General features: G+C 58.6%; 19 protein-coding genes. 4 read left to right on the top strand and 15 right to left on the bottom strand.

The features are described 5' to 3' along the window. Nucleotides 1-31: 31 nt before the first annotated feature. The 12 genes from AC07XZ_RS15095 to sdhC form a co-directional block, all read right to left on the bottom strand. Entirely contained in the window at nt 32-433 is a 402-nt protein-coding gene (locus AC07XZ_RS15095; RefSeq protein ID WP_011333122.1) for an MAPEG family protein, read from the bottom strand. Next, nucleotides 433-1,170, bottom strand: a complete 738-nt coding sequence (locus AC07XZ_RS15090) for a DUF599 domain-containing protein (RefSeq protein ID WP_085608854.1) — start codon at nt 1,168-1,170, stop codon at nt 433-435. The genes AC07XZ_RS15095 and AC07XZ_RS15090 overlap by 1 nt, the downstream gene beginning before the upstream one ends. 151 nt (nt 1,171-1,321) lie before the next feature. Continuing rightward, nucleotides 1,322-2,635 (bottom strand): branched-chain amino acid transport system II carrier protein, encoded by a 1,314-nt coding sequence (brnQ, locus tag AC07XZ_RS15085; RefSeq protein WP_007959023.1) that lies wholly within the window; start codon nt 2,633-2,635, stop codon nt 1,322-1,324. Between the two features lie 328 nt (nt 2,636-2,963). Then, the gene (gene sucD, locus AC07XZ_RS15080) at nt 2,964-3,848 is read right to left on the bottom strand and encodes a succinate--CoA ligase subunit alpha (protein ID WP_011333119.1); all 885 of its coding nucleotides are present in this window, start codon (nt 3,846-3,848) and stop codon (nt 2,964-2,966) included. Next, nucleotides 3,848-5,014: an ADP-forming succinate--CoA ligase subunit beta gene (sucC, locus tag AC07XZ_RS15075; protein ID WP_007959029.1), complete on the bottom strand. Its 1,167-nt coding sequence runs from the start codon at nt 5,012-5,014 to the stop codon at nt 3,848-3,850. Before sucC ends, sucD begins: the two co-directional genes overlap by 1 nt. 199 nt (nt 5,015-5,213) lie before the next feature. After that, nucleotides 5,214-6,650 carry a dihydrolipoyl dehydrogenase gene (lpdA, locus tag AC07XZ_RS15070; protein WP_085682946.1) on the bottom strand — a complete coding sequence of 479 codons (1,437 nt, stop codon included), beginning with the start codon at nt 6,648-6,650 and terminating at the stop codon, nt 5,214-5,216. A 97-nt stretch (nt 6,651-6,747) separates the two neighbouring features. Next, nucleotides 6,748-7,971 carry a 2-oxoglutarate dehydrogenase complex dihydrolipoyllysine-residue succinyltransferase gene (gene odhB / locus AC07XZ_RS15065; protein WP_085648494.1) on the bottom strand — a complete coding sequence of 408 codons (1,224 nt, stop codon included), beginning with the start codon at nt 7,969-7,971 and terminating at the stop codon, nt 6,748-6,750. 42 nt (nt 7,972-8,013) lie between these two features. Continuing rightward, entirely contained in the window at nt 8,014-10,845 is a 2,832-nt protein-coding gene (locus AC07XZ_RS15060; protein ID WP_085608856.1) for a 2-oxoglutarate dehydrogenase E1 component, read from the bottom strand. A 253-nt stretch (nt 10,846-11,098) separates the two neighbouring features. Continuing rightward, nucleotides 11,099-11,803 (bottom strand): succinate dehydrogenase iron-sulfur subunit, encoded by a 705-nt coding sequence (locus tag AC07XZ_RS15055; RefSeq protein WP_007959035.1) that lies wholly within the window; start codon nt 11,801-11,803, stop codon nt 11,099-11,101. A gap of 11 nt (nt 11,804-11,814) precedes the next feature. Then, nucleotides 11,815-13,587, bottom strand: a complete 1,773-nt coding sequence (sdhA, locus tag AC07XZ_RS15050; RefSeq protein WP_085747080.1) for a succinate dehydrogenase flavoprotein subunit — start codon at nt 13,585-13,587, stop codon at nt 11,815-11,817. A 3-nt stretch (nt 13,588-13,590) separates the two neighbouring features. Then, nucleotides 13,591-13,959 (bottom strand): succinate dehydrogenase, hydrophobic membrane anchor protein, encoded by a 369-nt coding sequence (sdhD, locus tag AC07XZ_RS15045; protein WP_007977503.1) that lies wholly within the window; start codon nt 13,957-13,959, stop codon nt 13,591-13,593. Next, on the bottom strand, nt 13,953-14,327 hold the full coding sequence (gene sdhC / locus AC07XZ_RS15040) for a succinate dehydrogenase, cytochrome b556 subunit (RefSeq protein ID WP_011333113.1): 375 nt from the start codon (nt 14,325-14,327) through the stop codon (nt 13,953-13,955). Before sdhC ends, sdhD begins: the two co-directional genes overlap by 7 nt. A 364-nt stretch (nt 14,328-14,691) precedes the next feature. Between sdhC and gltA the strand changes: the two genes are divergently transcribed. Then, nucleotides 14,692-15,981, top strand: coding sequence for a citrate synthase (gene gltA / locus AC07XZ_RS15035; protein ID WP_007959044.1), 1,290 nt, complete (start codon nt 14,692-14,694; stop codon nt 15,979-15,981). A gap of 982 nt (nt 15,982-16,963) precedes the next feature. Here the strand turns inward: gltA and clpA are convergent. Further along, nucleotides 16,964-19,234, bottom strand: a complete 2,271-nt coding sequence (clpA, locus tag AC07XZ_RS15030; RefSeq protein ID WP_007951436.1) for an ATP-dependent Clp protease ATP-binding subunit ClpA — start codon at nt 19,232-19,234, stop codon at nt 16,964-16,966. Nucleotides 19,235-19,264: 30 nt separating this feature from the next. Beyond that, nucleotides 19,265-19,648 (bottom strand): ATP-dependent Clp protease adapter ClpS, encoded by a 384-nt coding sequence (gene clpS, locus AC07XZ_RS15025; protein WP_011334948.1) that lies wholly within the window; start codon nt 19,646-19,648, stop codon nt 19,265-19,267. Nucleotides 19,649-19,872: 224 nt separating this feature from the next. Here clpS and AC07XZ_RS15020 point away from each other — a divergent pair, with 224 nt between their 5' ends. After that, nucleotides 19,873-20,154, top strand: a complete 282-nt coding sequence (locus AC07XZ_RS15020; RefSeq protein WP_085745987.1) for a cold shock domain-containing protein — start codon at nt 19,873-19,875, stop codon at nt 20,152-20,154. Nucleotides 20,155-20,233: 79 nt separating this feature from the next. On the opposite strand, the gene icd is transcribed toward AC07XZ_RS15020, so the two are convergent. Further along, nucleotides 20,234-21,490 (bottom strand): NADP-dependent isocitrate dehydrogenase, encoded by a 1,257-nt coding sequence (gene icd, locus AC07XZ_RS15015; RefSeq protein WP_007951441.1) that lies wholly within the window; start codon nt 21,488-21,490, stop codon nt 20,234-20,236. Nucleotides 21,491-21,971: 481 nt separating this feature from the next. On the opposite strand from icd, the gene AC07XZ_RS15010 reads away from it, so the two are divergent. Both AC07XZ_RS15010 and AC07XZ_RS15005 read left to right on the top strand, forming a co-directional pair. Beyond that, a complete protein-coding gene (locus AC07XZ_RS15010) occupies nt 21,972-24,197 on the top strand; it encodes an NADP-dependent isocitrate dehydrogenase (protein WP_102687968.1) in 2,226 nt (741 codons plus the stop codon). Nucleotides 24,198-24,275: 78 nt separating this feature from the next. Then, nucleotides 24,276-24,722, top strand: a complete 447-nt coding sequence (locus tag AC07XZ_RS15005) for an NUDIX hydrolase (RefSeq protein WP_102687967.1) — start codon at nt 24,276-24,278, stop codon at nt 24,720-24,722. Nucleotides 24,723-24,747 lie beyond the last annotated feature (25 nt).

The raw sequence follows: 24,747 nt of genomic DNA, 5'->3' as shown, positions 1-24,747 counted from the left end.
CTTTTGCCGGTCATTTTTTGCCAGTGCCGGCTTAGAGCAAGACTGTTCTAAAAGTCGGACTAATCATCAGCAACAATGAACACACTAATCCGACCAGCCAGACCAGACTGCGCAATTTTGGAATATCCGCCAGATAAAACCACAAATAGAAAATCCGTGAGATCACGAAGATGATCGCCAAGGTATCGATCAGCCATCCCGCCGTCTGGGTGGTGTGCGCCATCAGCACGCCAACCGCAAACAGAATGAAGGCTTCTATGCTGTTCTGATGTGCCGCCAGCGCCCGGGCTCCGTAACCGGTGAGTTGCGCCTGCTGCTGACGCGGCAGGTGGTTGTTGTAACCGCCCTGCTCTTTCATGGCCCTGCCGACCGGCATGCGCGCCACGTAGATCAACAATGCACTGATAAACACACACCAGAACGGAATACTCATCAAGCAGCCTCTTTGTTCGCTTCGGGCAATGGCGCCTCTGTAGGGGTATAGACCATTACATCGAGCACGTCGGAATGAAACTCCCGGCGATACAACACCAGCACCACGCCTGCGCTCATCAACATGAACAGCCACGGGCTGACGAACCACGCCAGCATGCTCATCCCGAAGTAGTAGGAACGCAGACCGAAGTTGAACTGGTTGGCCGCCATCGAAATCACTCGAGCCGCCCGCGAGGCGAACGCCTTGCGCTCCTGCTCCGACACTTGCCGCTCACCGATCATCGGGGCCGAGCCGACCAGAATGGCGGCGAAGTTGTACTGGCGCATGCACCAGCTGAAAGTGAAGAAGGCATAGACAAACACCAGCGCCAGGCACAGCAACTTGATCTCCGACATGCCCTGCGAAGCCTGTTGCACCATCGGAATGTCCGCCAGCAGCGACACCGCGCGCTCGGACGCGCCAAGCACGGTCAGGATGCCCGCCAGGATAATCAGCGTGCTGGAGGCGAAGAACGAGGCGTTGCGCTCCAGGTTGCCGATCACGCTGGCGTCGGCAATACGGTTGTCACGCAGCAGCATGCGGCGCATCCAGTCTTCGCGGTACAGATGCAGCACGCTGGCCAGGCACGCGGTGTCACGGGCCTTCCAGGTGGCATAACGGGTGTAACCGCCCCAGCAGATGACAAACCAGAGCGCGGCCAGCAGGTGGATCAGGTTGGCTTGGATGAACGACATGCAATTCCCTGTGATGAAGATTTCGGCTCCCCTTCGACGTTAGTCGAGGGAAAAAGACACTGCCTGAAGCCCATAAAAAATGCCCCGTATCGATTGATACGGGGCATTTCTGTTTAATCGCTCGGCAGCCGCTCGTGGCGGCCCGGCAATCTTAGGCGAGTGCTTCGGCGCGCTTGCCCAGCAGGCGGTCGCAAACCACGGCAACCACCAGGGTCATCACGCACGGCACCAGCCACGCCAGACCTTGCTCGCTCAGCGGCAGGTGGGCCAATTGCGATGGCATCCAGTCCGCCAGACCGGCGCCTTTCAACGCATCGATGGTGCCGAACACGAACGACACCAGCATCACCGGGCCCATGATGCGGCTCTGCTCATGCCAGAACGCTGCACAGAAGCTCAGCGCCACCAGCACGATGCACGGCGGGTAGATTGCGGTCAGCACCGGGATCGAGAACGCGATCAGCTTGGTCAGGCCCAGGTTGGACACCAGCAGCGAGAACGCCGCCAGGATGATCACCAGGGTCTTGTACGACAGCGGCAGTACGCGGCTGAAGTATTCGGCACAGGCGCAGGTCAGGCCGACAGCGGTCACCAGGCACGCCAGGGAGATCAGCACGGCAAGGAAGCCACTGCCCAGCGAACCGAAGGTGTGTTGCACGTAAGCGTGCAGCACCGCCGCGCCGTTGGTCGCGCCCGCCGCCACTTCATGGCTGCCGGAACCCAGACGGAACAGGCTGACATACACCAGCGCCAGACCGACACCGGCAATCAACCCGGCGATGATCGCGTAACGGGTGATCAGCGCCGGCGACTCGACACCACGGGAGCGGATCGCGTTGACGATGACGATACCGAATACCAGTGCGCCCAGGGTATCCATGGTCAGGTAACCATTGATGAACCCTTGGGAGAACGGTGCTGCGACATATTCCGGGGTAGCCACACCGATATCACCGGCCGGCAGTGCGAACGCAGCGATGCCGAGCACAGCCAGGGCGATGATCTTCAGCGGCGCGAGGAAGCGACCGACGGTGTCCAGCAGACGCCCAGGGTAGAGCGAAATGAAGAACACCAGCAGGAAGTACACCGAGCTGTAGAGGAACAGTGCCAGCGGGCTCTCGCCGGTCAACGGCGCCAGGCCCACTTCAAAGGAAACGGTCGCGGTACGCGGGGTGGCGAACAGCGGACCGACCGCGAGATAGCACGCTGCAGCCAGTACACCACCGGCGATCTTGCCGATCGGGCTGCTCAGGGCGTCCATTGCGCCACCGACCTTGGCCAGTGCAACCACGGTGACCACCGGCAGACCGACCGCCGTGATCAGGAAGCCCAGCGCCGCCATCCAGACGTTTGGCCCGGACTGCAAACCGACGATAGGCGGGAAGATGATGTTGCCGGCCCCGACGAAGAGGGCGAATGTCATAAAGCCAAGTGCCAGGATGTCCTGACCTTTCAAAACTTTCATTAAGGAAATACCACACTACTGAATCGGAATTTAGAGGGGGATTTCCCTGTGGGGTTAGGGAAATGCTGTCAATCCGTATAAGACTGACCCGTTTAGCGCGTTGCATGCCTTGTGGGCGGCAGACGCAAAATGGCGGCTAGCCTAACGAATTTGCCCGACAAACGCACTGTTAGAGGGCGAACTATCCGATACGCGACGTTTCTGTGTCGCGTTTTTGCATGTTATTGGGTGAGTGCTTATAAATTGCCATCGTCAACCCGATCGCCAGAAACGACAAAGGCCACCCGAAGGTGGCCTTTGTTGCTGGAGCAGAGAAGTCAGCCGAAGCTTACTTCTTCACTTCCCAGCCAGTCAGCTCGGCCAGGGCCTTGCCGATGTCTGCCAGCGAACGCACGGTTTTCACGCCTGCGTCTTGCAGAGCAGCGAATTTCTCGTCTGCAGTGCCTTTGCCGCCGGAGATGATTGCGCCAGCATGGCCCATGCGCTTGCCCGGAGGAGCAGTCACACCAGCGATGTAGGAAACAACCGGCTTGGTCACGTTGGCCTTGATGTAGGCAGCCGCTTCTTCTTCAGCCGAACCGCCGATCTCGCCGATCATGACGATCGCTTCGGTCTTCGGGTCTTCCTGGAACAGCTTCAGGATGTCGATGAAGTTCGAACCCGGGATCGGGTCACCACCGATGCCGACGCAAGTCGACTGACCGAAACCGGCGTCAGTAGTCTGCTTCACAGCTTCGTAGGTCAGGGTGCCGGAACGGGAAACGATACCGACCTTGCCTGGCAAGTGAATGTGACCTGGCATGATGCCGATCTTGCATTCGCCTGGGGTGATCACGCCTGGGCAGTTAGGGCCGATCAGGGTAACACCCAGCTCGTCGCACTTAACTTTGGCGTCCAGCATGTCCAGGGTAGGAATGCCTTCGGTGATGCAGACGATCAGCTTGATGCCGCCGAAAGCAGCTTCCAGGATCGAGTCCTTGCAGAAAGGAGCCGGAACGTAGATCACGCTGGCGGTGGCGCCAGTGGCTTCTACAGCTTCTTTCACGGTGTTGAACACAGGCAGGTTCAGGTGAGTGGTGCCACCTTTGCCTGGAGTCACGCCGCCAACCATTTTGGTGCCGTAGGCAATGGCTTGTTCGGAGTGGAAAGTACCCTGCGCACCGGTGAAGCCCTGGCAGATTACTTTGGTGTCTTTATTGATCAGGACGCTCATTACTTGCCCTCCGCAGCTTTAACGACTTGTTGAGCAGCGTCGGTCAGGCTGGTAGCAGCGATGATGTTCAAACCGCTTTCTGCCAGTACTTTAGCGCCCAGTTCAGCGTTGTTGCCTTCAAGACGAACAACAACCGGGATTTTCACGCCGACTTCTTTCACTGCACCGATGATGCCTTCGGCAATCATGTCGCAACGAACGATGCCGCCGAAGATGTTAACCAGTACTGCGGCGACATTGCTGTCGGACAGAATGATTTTGAAAGCTTCGGTTACGCGTTCTTTGGTAGCACCACCGCCTACGTCGAGGAAGTTGGCTGGCTTGCCGCCGTGCAGGTTGACGATGTCCATGGTACCCATGGCCAGGCCGGCACCGTTCACCATGCAGCCGATGTTGCCTTCCAGCGCTACGTAGTTCAGTTCGAACTTGGCAGCGTGCGCTTCGCGCGGATCGTCCTGCGACGGATCGTGGAAAGTCTTCAGCTTAGGCTGACGGTACATTGCGTTGGCGTCGATGTTGATCTTGGCGTCCAGGCAGTGCAGATCGCCATCAGCCTTGATCACCAGCGGGTTCACTTCCAGCAGAGCCAGGTCGTGATCCTTGAACAGCTTGGCCAGACCTACGAAGATCTTGGCGAACTGAGCAACCTGCTTGCCTTCCAGACCCAGCTGGAATGCCAGCTCGCGACCCTGGAATGGCTGAGCGCCAACCAGTGGATCGATAGTGGCTTTCAGAATTTTTTCTGGAGTGTCGTGAGCGATTTTCTCGATGTCCACGCCACCTTCGGTGGAAGCCATGAACACGATGCGACGGCTCGAACGGTCAACGACAGCGCCCAGGTACAGCTCTTTAGCGATATCAGTGCACGATTCAACCAGGATCTTGGTGACTGGCTGGCCGTTGGCGTCAGTCTGGTAAGTCACCAGACGCTTGCCCAGCCACTGCTGTGCGAAGGCTTTGGCGTCTTCTTTGCTGCGAACCAGCTTGACGCCGCCCGCTTTACCGCGACCACCGGCGTGAACCTGGGCTTTGACAACCCACTCGTTGCCGCCGATTTTGTCGCAAGCTTCTGCTGCTGCTTCCGGGGTGTCTACTGCGAAACCAGTGGAAACTGGCAGGCCGTATTCAGCGAACAGCTGCTTACCCTGATACTCGTGAAGATTCATGCTTTTTACCGTCTTCGTTAGGTACTGCGCATTCGGCGCTGCGCTCTTTATGAGTGCCGCGCCACCTGTGACTGCTGCTTGCGTAGCCTTTCCGGATACCCGGTGCAGCTACGCAAGGCTGCGTCCAGCGGACATTCCGCGGTGAGTCTTGCACGCAAGGCTCACGACGGGCCGTACCGCCGTGGTTTCTTATTGTGTCTTAACGCTTCTTGCGGTTGGCAATGTGGATGGCGCCGCCATTCACTGCCAAAGCTGCTTCGTGCAAGGCTTCAGACAGGGTCGGATGGGAGAAAACCATCATGCCCAGGTCTTCAGCGCTGGTGCCGAATTCCATACCGATCGCGCCCTGCTGAACCAGTTCTGCGGCGCTCGGGCCAATCACGTGCACGCCCAATACGCGGTCAGTCTTGGCATCGGCGATGACCTTGACGAAACCACCGGTATCGTTGGCGGCCATGGCACGGCCGGATGCTGCGAACGGGAAGGTGCCGACGTTAACTTCAACGCCTTCAGCTTTCAAGGCCTGCTCGGTTTTACCGACCCATGCGATTTCCGGGTGAGTATAAATAACCGAAGGGATCAGGTCATAGTTCATCTGGGCCTTGTGGCCTTTGATGCGCTCTACAACCATGATGCCCTCTTCCGAGGCCTTGTGAGCCAGCATCATGCCGCGAACCACGTCACCGATAGCGTAAACGCCCGGTACGGTGGTGGCGCAGTGATCGTCAACGTGCACGAAACCACGCTCGTCCAGGGTCACGCCGCTGTCGGCAGCCAGCAGATCAGTGGTCACCGGACGGCGACCAACGGCTACGATCAGCTTGTCGAAAGTGATGGTCTGTTCGCCGTTGGCGTCGGTGTAGTTCACAACGACTTCGTCGCCGTTCACTTTCGAGCCGGTTACGCGAGCGCCCAGTTTGATGTCCAGACCCTGTTTGGTCAGGGTTTTCAGCGCTTCCTTGGAAACAGCGGTGTCCGCTGCCATCAGGAAGGTGTCCAGTGCTTCCAGGACAGTTACTTCTGCACCCAGACGCGACCAGACCGAACCCAGTTCCAGACCGATCACGCCAGCGCCGATCACGCCCAGACGCTTGGGTACGGTCTGGAATTCCAGTGCGCCAGTCGAATCGACGATGACTTTCTGATCGACCGGAGCCGGTGGAATGTCGATCGGACGCGAGCCTGGAGCCAGGATGACGTTTTCGGCTTCGATGACTTCAACCGAGCCGTCCGGCTTGGTGACTTCAACTTTCTTGCCAGCCAGCAGTTTGCCGTGGCCCTGGATCGAAGTTACGCCGTTGGCCTTGAACAGGGTGGCAACACCGCCGGTCAGGTTCTTGACGATGCCAGCCTTGCGGCCAACCATCGCAGCGACGTCCATTTTGACTTCGCCGGTCGAGATACCGTGGACGTTGAAGCTTTCTTTCGCTTCCTTGTATTTCCAGGAGCTGTCCAGCAGCGCCTTGGAAGGAATGCAGCCTACGTTCAGGCAGGTGCCGCCCAGGGCTTGCTTGCCTTCAGCATCGGTGTACTTCTCGATGCAGGCAGTGCTCAGGCCGAGTTGCGCGGCCTTGATAGCTGCCACGTAGCCGCCAGGGCCCGCACCGATCACTACTACGTCAAATTTCTGCGACATTCAAAAAATCCTCTTTAGCGAAAAGCTTCAAGCCGCGCGCTGCAAGCCAGGCTGCGTTTTCCCGCAGCTTGAAGCTTGCAGCGCGTGACTGCTTCTATCAGATATCCAGCAACAGACGAGCCGGATCTTCCAGCAGGTTCTTGATGGTCACCAGGAAGGTTACAGCTTCTTTGCCATCGATCAGACGGTGATCGTAGGACAGTGCCAGGTACATCATCGGACGGATCACGACCTGACCGTTGATGGCCATCGGACGCTGGATGATGTTGTGCATGCCCAGAATCGCTGCCTGCGGCGGGTTGACGATCGGGGTCGACATCATCGAACCGAAGGTACCACCGTTGGTGATGGTGAAGGTGCCGCCGGTCATTTCGTCCATCGACAGTTTGCCGTCACGGGCTTTCTTGCCGAAGGTGGCGATACCGCCTTCGATTTCAGCCAGGCTCATGTGTTCGGCGTTACGCAGAACCGGAACCACCAGGCCACGGTCGCTGGAAACAGCGACGCCGATGTCGGCATAACCGTGGTAAACGATGTCGTTGCCGTCGATCGAAGCGTTGACCGCCGGGAAGCGTTTCAGCGCTTCGGTGGCAGCCTTCACGAAGAACGACATGAAGCCCAGGCGTACGCCGTTGTGGGACTTCTCGAACAGGTCCTTGTACTTCGAACGCAGGGCCATGACTTCGGTCATGTCGACTTCGTTGAAAGTGGTCAGCATCGCCATGTTCGATTGAGCTTCAACCAGACGCTTGGCAACGGTGGCACGAACGCGAGTCATCGGAACGCGCTTCTCGATGCGGTCGCCAGCGGCGAACACAGGAGCGGCGGCGGCCGGAGCAGCAGCCTTGGCAGGCGCGGCAGCCGGAGCGGCTTTCTTGGCAGCAACGGCTGCAACCACGTCTTCCTTGGTCACGCGACCGCCTTTGCCGGTGCCGGCAACGGAAGCGATGTTGATGCCGTTCTCTTCAGCCAGCTTGCGCGCGGCAGGAGCAGCGATCGGGTCGTCTTCGCCATCAGCGGCAGCAGGTGCAGCGGCGGCTGCGGCCGGAGCAGCAGCGGCAGCCGGGGCGGCAGCAGCAGCGCCGCCTTCAACGATGGAGCCCAGCACTTCGTCGGACAGGACGGTTTCGCCCTCGCCCTTGACGATTGCGCCCAGCACGCCGTCGGCGGTAGCCAGCACTTCCAGTACGACTTTGTCGGTTTCGATGTCGACGATCAGTTCGTCACGCTTGACGGCGTCGCCCGGTTGTTTGTGCCAGGTGGCAACGGTGCCATCGGCAACCGATTCCGGGAAAGTGGGGGCTTTGATCTCGATAGCCATTATCTGTGGTTCCTTAAATTCGGTTTCAGGTGCGCGAAGGCGTTAAACGGTAAACGCGGCTTGCAGCAGTTGTTCCTGCTGCTCGGCGTGCATCGATGCGTAACCACATGCTGGGGCAGCAGAAGCCTCACGGCCCGCGTACTCGAGTACGAGAGATTTGTTGAGGTTGCTGATGCTGCGACGCAGGTGGTGCTGGCTGCAGTACCAGGCGCCCTGGTTCATCGGCTCTTCCTGACACCACACGGCCGCTTTGGCATTGGTGTAAGGAGCCAGGACTTCTTTCAAGTCGTCCTCAGGGAACGGATACAGCTGCTCGATACGCACGATGGCGATATCTTCGCGGCCTTCGGCACGACGTTTTTCCAGCAGGTCGTAGTAGACCTTGCCGCTGCACAGAACAACGCGCTCGACCTTTTTCGGGTCCAGTGCATCGATTTCCGGGATCACGGTCTGGAACGAACCTTCGGCCAGATCTTCCAGGGTCGAGATGGCCAGCTTGTGGCGCAGCAGCGACTTTGGAGTCAGAACGACCAATGGCTTGCGCAGCGGGCGAATCACCTGACGGCGCAGCAAGTGGTAGATCTGGGCCGGGGTGGTCGGCATGCACACCTGAATGTTGTGCTCGGCGCACAGCTGCAGGTAACGCTCAAGACGTGCCGAGCTGTGCTCAGGGCCCTGACCTTCGTAGCCGTGTGGCAGCAGCATGGTCAGACCGCAGAGACGGCCCCACTTGTGCTCGCCGCTGGTGATGAACTGGTCGATAACGACCTGTGCACCGTTGGCGAAGTCGCCGAACTGGGCTTCCCAGATCACCAGCGCGTTCGGCGTGGTGGTCGAGTAACCGTATTCGAACGCCAGTACGGCTTCTTCCGACAGGAACGAGTCGTACAGGTCGAAGCGTGGCTGACCTTCATACAGATGCTTGAGCGGAATGTAGGTACCGGCATCTTTCTGGTTGTGCAGCACAGCGTGACGGTGCGAGAACGTACCGCGGCCGATGTCCTGACCGGTCATGCGGATCGGGTGACCTTCGAACGCCAGGGTCGCGTACGCCATGGTTTCGGCGTAACCCCAGTTGATCGGCAGGCCGCCGGCTTGCATCTTCTGACGGTCTTCGTAGATCTTCGCGACCTGGCGCTGAACCACGAAGCCTTCCGGAATTTCCAGCAGCTTGGCGGACAGTTCCTGCAGGGTCTTGAGGTCGAAACGAGTGTCGTGACGCGCAGTCCAGGCGTGGCCCAGATACGGACGCCAGTCCACGAACAGCTCTTTGTTCGGCTCTTTGACCAGCGATTTCACTACGTGCAGACCGTTGTCCAGCGCGTTGCGGTATTCGTCGACTTTCGCCTGAACACGCTCTGCGTCCAGCACACCGGCCTGGGTCAGACGATCAGCGTACAGCTCACGGGTGGTGCGCTGCTTGGTGATCTGCTGATACATCAGAGGCTGGGTGCCGCTCGGCTCGTCGGCCTCGTTGTGGCCGCGACGGCGGTAGCAGACCAGGTCGATCACCACGTCACGCTTGAACTGCATGCGGTAGTCGATGGCCAGCTGGGTCACGAACAATACGGCTTCCGGATCATCACCATTCACATGGAGGATCGGCGCCTGGATCATTTTCGCAACGTCGGTCGCGTACTCGGTGGAACGCGAGTCCAGCGGGTTGCTGATGGTGAAACCAACCTGGTTGTTGATCACGATGTGCACGGTACCGCCGGTCTTGAAACCGCGGGTCTGCGACATCTGGAAGGTTTCCATCACCACGCCTTGACCGGCGAATGCCGCGTCACCGTGGATGGAGATCGGCAGAACCTTCTCACCGGTAGGGTCGTTGCGACGATCCTGACGGGCGCGAACCGAACCCTCGACCACCGGGGAAACGATTTCCAGGTGGGACGGGTTGAACGCCATGGCCAGGTGAACTTCACCGCCGGTGGTCATTACGTTGGACGAGAAGCCCTGGTGGTATTTAACGTCACCGGAACCCAGCTCGACCTTCTTCTTGCCTTCGAACTCGTCGAACAGCTCGCGCGGGTTCTTGCCGAAGGTGTTGACCAGTACGTTCAGACGGCCACGGTGGGCCATGCCGATGACGACTTCCTTGGTGCCGTAGGAACCGGAACGCTGGATCAGTTCGTCGAGCATCGGAATCAGGCTTTCGCCGCCTTCCAGACCGAAACGCTTGGTGCCCGGGTATTTGGTGCCCAGGTATTTTTCCAGGCCTTCACCGGCCGTCACGCGCTCGAGCAGGTGGCTCTTGATGTCCGCGGAATATTCCGGACGGCCACGCACGCTTTCCAGACGCTGCTGGAACCACTGGCGCTGCTCGGAATCGGTGATGTGCGTAAATTCAGCGCCGATGGTGCGGCAATATGTCTGCTGCAACGCTTCGTGAATTTCGCGTAGGCTCGCTTCCTCTTTGCCGATGAACAGGTCGCCGGCACGGAAGGTCGTATCAAGATCGGCATTGGTCAAGCCGTAGTGATTGATCGACAGGTCTGCAGGTGCAGGACGCTGCCACAGCCCCAGCGGGTCAAGCTGGGCTGCCTGGTGGCCACGCATACGGTAGGCCTGGATCAATCGCAGCACTTCAACTTGCTTCTTCTCGTGCTCACTGCTCACGCTGCCGGCGGAAACCGGTTGGGCGCGGCGCTGGTTCTTTGCCAGCAGCACGAAATGATCGCGAATTGTGGAGTGCGAAACATCGGTGGCAGAGCTGCCGTCGGCAGGCAGCTTCTGAAAGTAGGTGCGCCACTCTTCTGGCACAGCGTTAGGGTCGTGCAGGTAGAGCTCGTAGAGCTCTTCCACATAGGCAGCGTTTCCACCTGAAAGGTAGGCGCTGTTCCACATGCGCTGCATCACGCTTTCTTGCATGCTTGGTCACCCTCGGTTAGGGGAACACCATCGGTGCCGACACCGAGCAAGCTTGCAGAAGTCCGAATGCAGCGACCAAAACAAGCCACTTAGGATCACACTGATAGTCCGGGTACCAGCCCGGATGCCCCTGCTTGTCTCATTTCTTCAAAATAAGAGCCGCAGCTTATGGCTGCTGCTCTGGTTATAGCCATGGCGCGGGTTGAAGCCCGCGCCTAAGCCCTCTGCGGGTACAGCGGTTACAGCAGCTGAATCACACGCCGCTCGAAAGCAGCATGTTACGGATGTGACCGATGGCCTTAGTCGGGTTCAGGCCTTTCGGACATACGTTGACGCAGTTCATGATGCCCCGGCAGCGGAAGACGCTGAACGGGTCATCGAGGGACGCCAGACGCTCGGACGTCTTGGTATCACGGCTGTCTGCCAGGAAGCGGTACGCTTGCAGCAGTGCAGCTGGACCCAGGAACTTGTCCGGGTTCCACCAGAAGGACGGGCAAGAGGTCGAGCAGCAGGCGCACAGGATGCACTCGTACAGACCGTCGAGCTTTTCACGCTCTTCAGGGGACTGCAGACGCTCGATGGCCGGAGCCGGCGTGTCGTTCTGCAGGAATGGCTTAACCTTCTCGTATTGCTTGTAGAAGATGCTCATATCGACAACCAGGTCACGGATAACCGGCAAACCTGGCAGCGGACGAACGATCAGCTTGTTACCTTTGACGACAGCGGACAGCGGCGTGATGCACGCCAGGCCGTTCTTGCCGTTGATGTTCATGCCGTCGGAGCCACAGACGCCTTCACGGCAGGAGCGACGATAGGAGAAACCTTCGTCCTGCTCTTTGATCAGGGCCAGCACGTCCAGCACCATCAGGTCTTTACCACCGGTATCGACCTGGAATTCCTGCATGAACGGCGCAGCGTCCTGATCAGGGTTGTAACGATAAACACTGACTTGCAACATGGCGGTCACCCTTAATAAGTCCGGACTTTAGGTTCGAAAGTCGGAACAGTCTTCGGCGAGAAGTTCACGGCACGCTTGGCGACGCGTTTCTCACCCGGGAAGTACAGGGTGTGGCACAGCCAGTTTTCGTCGTCACGGTCTTCGAAGTCTTCACGGGCGTGAGCGCCGCGGGACTCTTTACGTACTTCGGCAGCGATGGCGGTAGCTTCAGCCACTTCCAGCAGGTTTTGCAGTTCCAGCGCTTCGATACGGGCGGTGTTGAACGCCTGCGACTTGTCGTTGATCTTCACATTGGCGATGCGCTTGCGCAGATCAGCCAGCTGGGCAATACCCTTCTGCATGTATTCGCCGGTACGGAATACACCGAAGTAGTTCTGCATGCAGCTTTGCAGCTCGCGACGCAGGGTAGCGACATCTTCACCGTCGGTACGGTTGTTCAGTGCGTTCAGACGCGCCAAGGCAGCGTCGATGTCGGCTTCGGTAGCGTCGTCGTATTCGATGCCGTCGGTCAGCGCCTTCTCCAGGTGCAGGCCGGCAGCGCGGCCGAATACCACCAGGTCGAGCAGCGAGTTGCCGCCCAGACGGTTGGCACCGTGAACCGATACGCAAGCCACTTCACCTACCGCGAACAGACCAGGAATGATCTGATCCACGCCTTCGGCGTCCTGAGTGATCGCCTGGCCGTGAATGTTGGTGGCAACGCCGCCCATCATGTAGTGGCAAGTCGGAACAACCGGAACCGGAGCAACCACCGGGTCAACGTGGGCGAAAGTCTTCGACAGTTCGCAGATGCCTGGCAGACGGCTGTGCAGCACTTCCTCGCCCAGGTGGTCGAGTTTGAGCATCACGTGGTCGCCATTCGGACCGCAACCGTTGCCGGCAATGATTTCCTTAACCATCGAGCGAGCAACCACGTCACGACCGGCAAGGTCTTTGGCGTTCGGAGCATAACGCTCCATGAAACGCTCGCCGTGCTTGTTGATCAGGTAACCACCTTCACCACGGCAACCTTCTGTAACCAGTACACCGGCACCGGCGATGCCGGTCGGGTGGAACTGCCACATTTCGATGTCTTGTACCGGTACGCCAGCACGCAGAGCCATGCCGACGCCGTCACCGGTGTTGATCAGGGCGTTGGTGGTGGATGCATAGATACGACCTGCACCGCCGGTAGCCAGTACGGTGGCTTTGGCGCGGATGTAGGTGGTTTCACCGGTTTCGATGCAGATCGCGATCACACCGACGAATTCGCCTTCCTGGTTTTTCACCAGGTCGACAGCGTAGTACTCGTTCAGGAACGTGGTACCGGCTTTCAGGTTGCCCTGATAAAGGGTGTGCAGCAGCGCGTGACCGGTACGGTCGGAAGCGGCGCAGGTACGGGCAGCCTGCCCGCCTTTACCGTAATCCTTCGACTGACCGCCGAACGGACGCTGGTAGATACGGCCTTGCTCGGTACGCGAGAACGGCAGACCCATGTGGTCCAGCTCGAAAACGGCAGCCGGGCCTTCCTGACACATGTATTCGATAGCGTCCTGGTCACCGATGTAGTCGGAACCCTTGACGGTATCGTACATGTGCCAGCGCCAGTCATCGTTCGGGTCGGCGGACGCGATTGCACAGGTGATGCCGCCCTGGGCGGATACGGTGTGCGAACGGGTCGGGAAAACCTTGGTGATCACCGCAGTCTTGTGACCGCCCTGTGCCAGTTGCAGCGCTGCGCGCATGCCGGCACCGCCGCCACCAATAATGATGGCGTCGAAAGAAATCGTTGGAATGTTAGCCATGAATCAGATACCCCAGAGAATCTGCACACCCCAGACGAAGTAAGCGAACATCGCGACGCCGCATACTGCCTGGAAAAGGAAACGTACTGCAGTCGCGGACTTGCCCAGCGCCATTGGCGTCAGGTAGTCGGTCGCGATGGTCCACATGCCGACCCAGGCGTGAGCGCCCAGGGCAACCAGTGCCAGCAGACTGAAGATACGCATTCCGTTGTGGGCGAACAGGCCGTGCCATTGGTCGTAGCCAATGCCCGGGTTCGCGGCGAGGTAGCCGATCAGGAATATGAAATAAGCCGCGAGAACGACCGCAGACACACGCTGTGCCATCCAGTCATAGAGGCCCGAACGCGAAAGGTTTGTAACGCTGGTTACCATATCCAAACTCCTGCCAGAACGATCAGCACCACGGAAACGGCGATGATCAGTTTCGAGCCCAGGCGGCCGCCTTCCAGCGTCTCACCGATGCCCATGTCCATGATCAAGTGGCGCACACCGGCAACCAGGTGATACAGAAGAGCGGACAGGAGGCCCCATGCTACGAACTTGGCCAGCGGGCTGGTCAAGCATGCCTTCACCTCGACATAACCTTCCTCGGAACCCAGGGATTTGCCCAATGCATAGAGCATGATGCCAAGGCCCAGGAAGAGGATGATGCCGGAAACACGGTGAAGAAACGACGTAACGCCGGTGATGGGGAGTTTGATGGTCCTTAGGTCTAGGTTTACAGGTCGTTGGCTTTTCACGGCTTTTTTTTCACACTGAAGAGCCCCTAACAATCAGGGCAAAGTTGTTGGGGAGTGCACTGGTCAGGTAACCACCACCCAGGGATGCGACCCCCAATGAAAGCAAGCCCAAAAGCCCTTGGCGGTCGGTCGCCGAGTATAGACAGTTAGGCTACTAATGACAACGCAATCGCCTACCCCCAATAGCGGATTGCACAAGTCGTATAAAAGGCGTAAATGGCAGGCAATTTCGAGGAAAAAGTACGGTTAAAGCCTTCTGGAGCAAGACTTTAGGCAAATTGACATTCGAATTTATCTCACTATAGTGGTGCGGGCCCTGCGTGGGGGGTCTGTCTGATGATTTCAAGCATAAATAGGAGGCCACATGGCTGACAAAAAAGCGCAGTTGATCATCGAGGGCGCAGCCCCCGTCGAGCTGCCCATTTTAACCGGCACCGTTGGTCCCGATGTTATCGATGTTCGGGGCCTGACGGCCACGGGCCGCTTCACTTTCGACCCCGGTTTCATGTCGACCGCTTCCTGCGAATCGAAGATCACCTATATCGACGGCGACAACGGCATCCTGCTGCACCGCGGCTACCCGATCGAACAGCTGGCTGAAAAGTCGGACTACCTGGAAACCTGCTACCTGCTGCTGAACGGCGAACTGCCGACTGCAGAGCAAAAGGCCCAGTTCGTCGGCACCGTGAAGAACCACACCATGGTTCACGAGCAGCTGAAAACCTTTTTCAACGGCTTCCGCCGTGACGCCCACCCGATGGCCGTCATGTGTGGTGTAGTCGGCGCCCTCTCGGCCTTCTACCACGACTCCCTCGACATCAATAACCCGCAGCATCGCGAAATCTCCGCGATCCGCCTGGTTGCCAAGATGCCGACCCTGGCCGCGATGGTTTACAAGTACTCCATGGGCCAACCCATGATGTACCCGCGCAACGATCTGTCGTACGCGGAAAACTTCCTGCACATGATGTTCAACACACCGTGCGAGATCAAACCGATCAGCCCGGTACTCGCCAAGGCCATGGACCGGATCTTCATCCTCCACGCCGACCACGAGCAGAACGCTTCGACCTCCACCGTGCGTCTGGCGGGCTCCTCGGGTGCCAACCCGTTCGCCTGTATCGCCGCCGGCATCGCCGCACTGTGGGGCCCTGCCCACGGCGGTGCGAACGAAGCCGTGCTGACCATGCTCGATGAAATCGGCGATGTTTCGAACATCGACAAGTTCATCGCCAAGGCCAAGGACAAGAACGATCCATTCAAGTTGATGGGCTTCGGTCACCGCGTCTACAAGAACCGCGACCCTCGCGCGACTGTAATGAAGCAGACCTGCGACGAAGTGTTGAAGGAACTGGGTATCCAGAACGATCCGCAACTCGAACTGGCCATGCGTCTGGAAGAGATCGCCCTGACCGATCCGTACTTCATCGAGCGCTCGCTGTACCCGAACGTCGACTTCTACTCGGGGATCATCCTCAAGGCGATCGGCATTCCTACCAGCATGTTCACTGTGATTTTCGCCCTGGCACGTACTGTCGGCTGGATTTCGCACTGGAAGGAAATGCTCTCCAGCCCGTACAAGATTGGCCGTCCGCGCCAGCTGTACACTGGCTACGAGTCGCGGGATATCACCAAGCTGGAAGACCGCAAATAAGAGCTGTCTTGCGATAGCCTCTTAGCGTTGTACCGGGAACGGCCTCCATGAGAATGGGGGCCGTTTTTTGTTTTTGCGGTTTTTTTGCGATCTTTGGATTGGGTGTATATCCGTTGCTGCGGTAACGGATTCTTAGGGTTCCGCCCTTACGGCGGGTCACTTTTTCCAAACGCCGAAAAAGTAACCAAAAAGGCTGAGCCCCGGCGTACGGCACTTCGCCTAGGCTCAGTGTTCCCTCGCTACGGTGTCCATCAGGGGGCATCGCCTACGGTTTGCTTCGCTGCACCTCCTCTCGATGTATGCGGCTTCGCCGCACGGCGCTGCGCGCCTACCCCCTGATGGACACCTCCGCTCGGCCTGCCGAAGGGGCAAAAAATCAAAAGCCAGAGCCAGAGCGAAAGCCAGATCAAGAGCCCCTCACCCTAGCCCTCTCCCGGAGGGAGAGGGGACTGATCGAGTGATTTGGGAGAGGTTCGCCGACATGCGATACCGCGTTGAACTCAGGCTTTGAAAAGCACAAAAATCGGCTCCCTCTCCTCAGGGAGAGGGCTGGGGTGAGGGGTAAACCCACCACAAAACCAAAGCCAAACACGCCCCGCTCCTCTCCACTCAAAACGATGAGCGTTAGCTCGAGTACCGCTTTTGACGTGCCAGCCCCATCGGAAGGCTGAGTGGAGGGATTTATCCGGGGGTGGGAGCGCAGCGACCGTGCGGCGCAGCCGCATGCATCGAGAGGAGGTGCAGCGAAGCAAACCGTAGGCGATGCCCCCGGATCAATACCGGAGCGAAGGAACCCGAGCCACAGCGAGGGCCGTACGTCAGGGTTGAAGCCTTTTGGGTTACCTTTTCGGCGTTTGGAAAAGGTGACTCGCCGTAAGGGCGAAACCGCCAGCGGCAGCTCCCGAAGCAACGGATATGCCCACAAAATAAAAACCGCAGACAATAAAAAGGCGCCCGAAGGCGCCTTTTCACTTACCAGCCGTCAGGCCATTTCTGCAGTTGTCTCGAAGTCAAACGTCAACTCACCATCCTTGATGTCGATGTGAACCACACCACCATGCTCGGCCAGCTCGCCAAACAGAATCTCCTCCGCCAGCGGACGCTTGATCTTGTCCTGGATCAGACGCGCCATCGGACGAGCGCCCATGGCCGAATCGTAACCACCGGCCGCCAGCCAGCTGCGCGCCGCATCGGTAACTTCCAGAAGCACACGCTTGTCTTCCAGCTGCGCCTGAAGTTCGGTGAGGAACTTGTCCACCACACTTTTGATGACCTCATGACTGAGGCGACCAAACTGAATGATGGTATCCAGACGGTTGCGGAATTCCGGCGTAAAGCTCTTCTTGATCACTTCCATCGCATCAGACGAGTGGTCCTGATGGGTGAAACCGATCGAAGCACGTGCCGCCGTCTCAGCACCGGCGTTGGTGGTCATGATCACGATCACATTGCGGAAATCCGCCTTGCGCCCGTTGTTGTCGGTCAGCGTACCGTGGTCCATCACCTGCAGCAGCAGGTTGAAGACTTCCGGATGCGCCTTCTCGATTTCATCGAGCAGCAATACGCAATGCGGCTGCTTGGTGATCGCTTCGGTCAACAGACCGCCCTGGTCGAAACCGACATACCCCGGAGGCGCACCGATCAGACGAGATACGGTGTGACGCTCCATGTACTCGGACATGTCGAAGCGCACCAGTTCGATCCCCAACGCCTTGGCCAATTGACGCGCGGCTTCGGTTTTACCAACACCGGTCGGTCCTGCGAACAGGAACGAACCGACAGGCTTGTCAGGCGACTTGAGCCCGGCACGGGACAGCTTGATCGCAGTCGACAGCGAATCGATCGCCGCGTCCTGACCGAACACCGTCAGCTTCAGGTCACGCTCGAGGTTACGCAGCAGTTCCTTGTCGGAGCTGGTGACGTGCTTCGGCGGAATCCGCGCGATTTTCGCAACGATGTCCTCGACCTCAGGCACTTCGATGCGTTTCACACGCTTCTCGACCGGTTGCAGACGCTGGTAGGCGCCCGCCTCGTCGATCACGTCGATGGCCTTGTCCGGCATGTGCCGGTCATTGATGTAGCGCGAAGCCAGTTCCGCAGCGGCGCGCAGCGACTCATCGCTGTATTCGATGTTGTGGTGCTGTTCGAAACGCCCTTTCAGGCCGCGCAGGATACCGATGGTGTCTTCCACCGACGGCTCGACGACATCGACCTTCTGGAAGCGACGCGCCAGGGCACGGTCTTTTTCGAAGATGCCACGGAATTCCTGGAACGTGGTCGAGCCGATGCAGCGAATGTCGCCAGACGACAGCAGCGGTTTGAGCAGGTTCGAGGCATCCATGACGCCACCGGACGCAGCACCCGCACCGATGATGGTGTGGATTTCGTCGATGAACAGGATCGCCTGCGGACGTTTTTTCAGTTCGTTGAGCAGCGCCTTGAAGCGCTTCTCGAAGTCACCGCGATACTTGGTGCCCGCGAGCAGAGCGCCCAGATCGAGGGAATAAACGACGCTGTTGGCCAGCAGGTCCGGCACCTGGTTGTCGACAATACGTTTGGCCAGGCCTTCGGCGATCGCGGTTTTACCCACGCCAGCCTCGCCTACCAGCAGCGGATTGTTCTTGCGACGGCGCGCGAGAATCTGCGCGACACGCTCGACTTCCGTTTCACGCCCGACCAGCGGATCGATCCGGCCCTGGCGTGCGAGTTCGTTGAGGTTGCTGGCGTAAGCGTCCAGCGGATTGCCTGAAGAAGAAGACTCACCGCCCTCGTCGTCCTGCATATCTTGTTCACCTTCAGAGTGATCGCCATGCCCCGGCACTTTGGAAATGCCGTGGGCGATATAGTTGACGACATCAATGCGTGCAACGCTCTGCTGTTTCAGCAGGAACACCGCCTGACTCTCTTGCTCACTGAAGATTGCAACCAGCACGTTGGCGCCGGTCACTTCGCGTTTGCCCGAGCTCTGCACATGAAAGACAGCACGTTGCAGCACACGCTGGAAGCCCAGGGTTGGCTGGGTTTCGCGATCCTCGTCATGGACGGGGATCAGTGGCGTGGTGGAGTCGATGAACTCCTGCAGGTCGTGCTTGAGTTTGTCGAGGTTTGCGCCGCAGGCACGCAATACGGTGGCGGCAGCCTCATTGTCCAATAGGGCCAGCAGCAGGTGTTCGACGGTCATGAATTCATGACGTTTCGAACGTGCCTCCTTGAAGGCAAGATTGAGGGTGACTTCGAGCTCGCGGTTTAACATAGCTTCACCTCATACCCAAGTGGTCGGCGATTAACCGTCCTTCTCGATTTCACAGAGTAGCGGATGCTGGCTTTCCCTGGCGTACTGGTTGACCTGCATGGCCTTTGTCTCGGCGATGTCGCGGGTAAACACTCCACATACTGCCCGCCCTTCTGTGTGGACGGCCAGCATGACCTTGGTCGCCAGCTCGCGATTCAGGTTAAAAAACACCTCGAGCACTTCGACGACGAAATCCATCGGTGTGTAGTCATCATTAAACAAAACCACCTTGTACATCGGCGGCGCCTGTAACGCAGGCTTTGCTTCCTGAACAGCAACGCCTGCCGAATCGTCGTCGTGCTCCTGTGGAAGATCCTTTTGGAGAAGCGGGCGATCCTGATTGAATGTTAGTCGAATCTGGCTGATTGCATGCATGGAAAGAAAGGTTCGTCAGTTGTGCAAATACAGTGGTGGGGGCGGCTTGACACGTTTTCAACTCCGACTGCCCGGTCACCTTGACTATCGGGAAAACGGTGTTACAACCAATAGAACCCACAGTGGGGAAAAAAGATCCGCGGAGTCAATCTTTTTAACGGATTCGACTGCGGATGAATTGGATGATACTCCAGCGATGGAGACTGTTGCAGAGGGATTTGAGCATGGCTGTCGGCAAGGTGAAATGGTTCAACAATGCCAAGGGGTTCGGCTTCATCAATACCGAATCCCGCGAGGGGAAGGACGAGGACGGCAAGGATATCGATTTCTTTGCCCATTTTTCCGCCATCAAGATGGACGGGTACAAAACCCTCAAAGCCGGGCAAATCGTCGAATTCGTGATCGTACAAGGCCCCAAAGGCCTTCACGCTACAGAAATCAAGAATGTCGAAGCCGCAAAAGATGCCGCCTCGGCAGCCGCTCATCACCAATCAGTGACCAGCTGAAGCAACCCGAACACCTGCCAGAAAACAAACCGCCCGGCTCGATCACTCGAGCCGGGCGGTTTCGTTGCAGCTGCCGTTCTTACATGTGCTTGATCAGCGCTTCACCGAAGCCCGAAGAAGACACCAGCGTGGCGCCTTCCATCAGACGTTCGAAGTCGTAGGTCACGGTCTTGGCCTTGATGGCGCCATTGGTGCCCTTGATGATCAGGTCGGCCGCCTCGGTCCAGCCCAGGTGGCGCAGCATCATCTCCGCCGACAGAATCACCGAACCCGGGTTGACCTGGTCCTTGCCGGCATATTTCGGCGCGGTACCGTGGGTCGCCTCGAACATGGCCACGGTGTCGGACAGGTTGGCACCCGGCGCGATACCGATACCACCCACTTCCGCCGCCAGCGCGTCGGACAGGTAGTCACCGTTGAGGTTGAGGGTGGCGATCACATCGTATTCGGCCGGACGCAGCAGGATCTGCTGGAGCATGGCGTCGGCGATGGCGTCCTTGACGACGACTTCGCGGCCGGTTTTCGGGTTCTTGAATTTCATCCATGGGCCGCCATCGAGCAGCTCGGCGCCGAATTCTTCCTTCGCCACCTCGTAGCCCCAGTCCTTGAAGGCACCTTCGGTGAATTTCATGATGTTGCCCTTGTGCACGATGGTCAGCGACTTGCGGTCGTTGTCCACCACGTATTGCAGGGCCTTGCGCACCAGACGCTTGGTGCCTTCTTTCGAAACCGGCTTGATGCCGATGCCGCAATCCTGGTCGAAACGGATCTTGGTGACGCCCATTTCTTCTTTCAGGAACTTGATGACCTTGGTGGCCTCAGGGGAGCCGGCTTTCCATTCGATACCGGCATAAATGTCTTCGGAGTTCTCGCGGAAGATCACCATGTCGACGTCGCCAGGCTTTTTCACCGGGCTTGGCACGCCTTCGAACCACACCACAGGGCGCAGGCAGACATAGAGATCGAGCTGTTGGCGCAGGGCAACGTTGAGGGAGCGGATGCCGCCACCGACCGGGGTGGTCAGCGGGCCCTTGATGGAAACCACGTAATCCTTGACCGCGTCCAGGGTTTCCTGGGGCAGCCAGGTGTCCTGGTCATAGACTTGAGTTGCTTTTTCGCCAGCATAAACCTCCATCCAGGAAATCTTGCGCTTGCCCCCGTAGGCTTTCTCTACGGCAGCATCAACCACTTTGATCATCACAGGGCTGACGTCGACGCCAATGCCGTCACCTTCGATGAAGGGAATGATCGGGTTATCAGGGACATTGAGAGAATGGTCTGCGTTGACGGTGATTTTGTCGCCGACGGCTGGAACCTGAATCTTCTTGTAACCCATGCTGAACTCCATTGTTTGGATTGAACATCTGGCTTGGTTCGAGCGTAACCCAGTTAAATCAACACGCAAACCCTCTGTTCCGGGCGCGACCACATCTCGGTTCGTACAAGCCTGAAAGCAAAGGGAAAAGCGCCAATCTCAAGCATTCACGGCGACTCTACGCCCCACCCCGGCCTGCGACCTTTAGACCAATGGACGAGAATCGTTGCATATGAACCATCGGCAGATTGCCAGCTACCTATGTATAATGCCGCCCGCTGACCAAAGGGTCACGACGGCTGGCCTCTCTAGCACGAGACTTTCCGCCTGATTGGTCGGGTTGTTACCGCAGTCCGACTGCTTGACGCTCTACTGATGCACCCAACATCACCGCGAAGATTCTCGACATTCGGTTCATGGATGACTTTGAACGAACGCGCTTACCCGGCGCCCCTCGAGTTTCTGCGCACGCTTTAGCAAAGAAGAGAGAGTTAATCCGAATATGCCCACCCGCTCGAAGATCATCTATACCTTCACCGACGAAGCTCCAGCCCTCGCCACCTATTCCCTGCTGCCGATCATCGAGGCTTACACCGCCTCGGCCGATATCGCCGTGGAAACCCGCGATATCTCTCTTGCAGCACGTATTCTGGCCAGCTTCCCCGAGCAACTGGGCGACAAAGCCGTAGCCGACCACCTCGCCGAACTGGGCGACCTGGCCGTTACGCCTGAAGCCAACATCATCAAGCTGCCGAACATCAGCGCCTCGGTTCCGCAACTGCAAGCCGCGATCAAAGAACTGCAGGCCCAGGGCTACAACCTGCCGGACTACCCGGAAACCGTGACCAGCGACGCCGACAAAGACGCCAAGGCGCGCTACGACAAGGTCAAGGGCAGCGCCGTGAACCCGGTTCTGCGTGAAGGCAACTCCGACCGTCGCGCGCCGTTGTCGGTCAAGAACTACGCTCGCAAGCACCCACACAAAATGGGCGCCTGGGCCAAGGACTCCAAGTCCCACGTCGCTCACATGAGCACCGGCGATTTCTACGGCAGCGAAAAAGCGGCCCTGATCGACGCCGCTGACACCGTGAAAATCGAGCTGGTCGCCCAAGACGGCACCACCACCGCCCTGAAAGAAAAAACCACCGTTCAGGCGGGCGAGATCCTCGACTGCTCCGTGATGAGCAAAAAGGCTCTGCGCGCGTTCATCGCCGCTGAAATCGACAGCGCCAAGCAACAAGGCGTGCTGCTGTCGGTTCACCTGAAAGCCACCATGATGAAGGTCTCCGACCCGATCATGTTCGGCCAGATCGTTGCCGAGTTCTACAACGACGCCCTGACCAAGCACGCCGACGTGCTGGCCGAGATCGGCTTCAACCTGAACAACGGCATCGGCGACCTGTACGCCCGCATCAAATCCCTGCCGGCCGAACAACAAGCCCAGATCGAAGCCGACGTGCAGGCGGTCTACGCCGTTCGTCCTTCGCTGGCGATGGTCAACTCCGACAAAGGCATCACCAACCTGCACGTGCCGAGCGACGTTATCGTCGACGCCTCGATGCCGGCCATGATCCGTGACTCCGGCAAGATGTGGGGCACCGACGGCCAGCTGCACGACACCAAGGCTGTGATCCCGGATCGCTGCTACGCCACCATCTACCAGGCCGTGATCGAAGATTGCAAAGCCAATGGCGCTTTCGATCCGACCACCATGGGCAGCGTGCCAAACGTTGGCCTGATGGCTAAAAAGGCTGAAGAGTACGGTTCCCACGACAAGACCTTCCAGATCAAGGCCGACGGCGTGGTTCGCGTAACCGACAGCAAAGGCACCCTGCTGATGGAACAGGCTGTTGAAGCCGGCGACATCTTCCGCATGTGCCAGACCAAAGACGCGCCGATCCAGGACTGGGTCAAACTGGCCGTCAACCGTGCTCGTGCAAGCGCAACGCCAGCCATTTTCTGGCTGGACCCGATGCGCGCCCACGACGGCGTGGTGATCGAGAAGGTTCAGGCTTACCTGAAGGATCACGACACCGCTGGTCTGGACATCCAGATCATGGCGCCGGTCGATGCCATGAAATACACCCTGCAGCGCACCCGCGAAGGCAAGGACACCATTTCGGTGACCGGCAACGTACTGCGTGACTACCTGACCGACCTGTTCCCGATCATGGAACTGGGCACCAGCGCCAAGATGCTGTCGATCGTGCCGCTGATGAACGGCGGTGGCCTGTTCGAAACCGGCGCCGGCGGTTCGGCTCCGAAGCACGTGCAGCAACTGGTCGAAGAGAACTTCCTGCGCTGGGATTCGCTGGGTGAATTCCTGGCCCTGGCCGCGTCTCTCGAGCACCTGGGTGTGAACTACAACAACCCGAAAGCGCTGGTTCTGTCCAAGACCCTGGACCAGGCCACTGGCCAGTTCCTCGACAACAACAAGTCGCCATCGCGTAAAGTCGGCAACATCGACAACCGCGGCAGCCACTTCTACCTGGCAATGTACTGGGCACAAGCCCTGGCCGCCCAGACCGAAGACACTGCACTGCAAGCGCAGTTCGCGACTCTGGCCAAGACCCTGACCGAGAACGAAGCGACCATCGTTGCCGAGCTCAACGCCGTTCAAGGCAAGCCAGTGGACATCGGCGGTTACTACCACGCCAATGCCGAGCTGATCAGCAAGGCCATGCGCCCAAGCGCAACCCTCAACGCGGCCATCGCTGCGCTGGTATAAGGTTGTAAAGGGAACATCACAGACCCCGGCCTTGCGCCGGGGTTTGTGTTTCTGCCTATCGCTCAGGAGATTCAATCAATGCAATGGCTCCCCCACATCACCGTCGCCACCATCGTCGAGGACAACGGGCGTTTTTTGATGGTCGAGGAACACAAGGCCGGGCGTAACGTGCTCAATCAGCCCGCCGGTCATCTGGATCCGGAAGAAACCCTGATCGAAGCCGCCGTGCGCGAAACCCTCGAAGAAACCGGCTGGGACGTCGAACCCACCGCCGTGGTCGGCATTTATCTTTACACCGCCCCGAGCAACGGCGTGACTTACCAGCGCGTGTGCTTCAGCGCCAAAGCCGTGAAACATCACCCGGATTATCAACTCGACGACGGCATCGTCGGCGCCAAGTGGCTGACCCGCGACGAATTATTGGCCCAGCGCGACAACTGGCGCAGCGAGCTGATCATCCGTTGCATCGATGATTATCTGGCCGGCAATCGCTTCGGCCTCGAACTGATCCGCCCTTCCCTTTAGCCTTGAGGCCGTGAGCCTGATAGAA

This window comes from Pseudomonas sp. GW458-11-26-14-LB4 (assembly GCF_059423925.1).
This window is presented reverse-complemented; position numbering and strand designations above follow the sequence as displayed.

Excerpts from the sequence above, each read along its gene's own strand:
- sucD (WP_011333119.1), bottom strand. The coding sequence starts at position 3,848 with ATGAGCGTCCTGATCAATAAAGACACCAAAGTAATCTGCCAGGGCTTC.
- sdhA (WP_085747080.1), bottom strand. The coding sequence starts at position 13,587 with ATGGCTAACATTCCAACGATTTCTTTCGACGCCATCATTATTGGTGGC.
- clpA (WP_007951436.1), bottom strand. The coding sequence starts at position 19,234 with ATGTTAAACCGCGAGCTCGAAGTCACCCTCAATCTTGCCTTCAAGGAG.
- AC07XZ_RS15005 (WP_102687967.1), top strand. The coding sequence starts at position 24,276 with ATGCAATGGCTCCCCCACATCACCGTCGCCACCATCGTCGAGGACAAC.
- odhB (WP_085648494.1), bottom strand. The coding sequence starts at position 7,971 with ATGGCTATCGAGATCAAAGCCCCCACTTTCCCGGAATCGGTTGCCGAT.
- icd (WP_007951441.1), bottom strand. The coding sequence starts at position 21,490 with ATGGGTTACAAGAAGATTCAGGTTCCAGCCGTCGGCGACAAAATCACC.
- AC07XZ_RS15010 (WP_102687968.1), top strand. The coding sequence starts at position 21,972 with ATGCCCACCCGCTCGAAGATCATCTATACCTTCACCGACGAAGCTCCA.
- sucC (WP_007959029.1), bottom strand. The coding sequence starts at position 5,014 with ATGAATCTTCACGAGTATCAGGGTAAGCAGCTGTTCGCTGAATACGGC.
- clpS (WP_011334948.1), bottom strand. The coding sequence starts at position 19,648 with ATGCATGCAATCAGCCAGATTCGACTAACATTCAATCAGGATCGCCCG.
- lpdA (WP_085682946.1), bottom strand. The coding sequence starts at position 6,650 with ATGTCGCAGAAATTTGACGTAGTAGTGATCGGTGCGGGCCCTGGCGGC.
- AC07XZ_RS15055 (WP_007959035.1), bottom strand. The coding sequence starts at position 11,803 with ATGTTGCAAGTCAGTGTTTATCGTTACAACCCTGATCAGGACGCTGCG.
- brnQ (WP_007959023.1), bottom strand. The coding sequence starts at position 2,635 with ATGAAAGTTTTGAAAGGTCAGGACATCCTGGCACTTGGCTTTATGACA.
- AC07XZ_RS15095 (WP_011333122.1), bottom strand. The coding sequence starts at position 433 with ATGAGTATTCCGTTCTGGTGTGTGTTTATCAGTGCATTGTTGATCTAC.
- AC07XZ_RS15090 (WP_085608854.1), bottom strand. The coding sequence starts at position 1,170 with ATGTCGTTCATCCAAGCCAACCTGATCCACCTGCTGGCCGCGCTCTGG.
- AC07XZ_RS15020 (WP_085745987.1), top strand. The coding sequence starts at position 19,873 with ATGGCTGTCGGCAAGGTGAAATGGTTCAACAATGCCAAGGGGTTCGGC.
- sdhD (WP_007977503.1), bottom strand. The coding sequence starts at position 13,959 with ATGGTAACCAGCGTTACAAACCTTTCGCGTTCGGGCCTCTATGACTGG.
- gltA (WP_007959044.1), top strand. The coding sequence starts at position 14,692 with ATGGCTGACAAAAAAGCGCAGTTGATCATCGAGGGCGCAGCCCCCGTC.
- AC07XZ_RS15060 (WP_085608856.1), bottom strand. The coding sequence starts at position 10,845 with ATGCAAGAAAGCGTGATGCAGCGCATGTGGAACAGCGCCTACCTTTCA.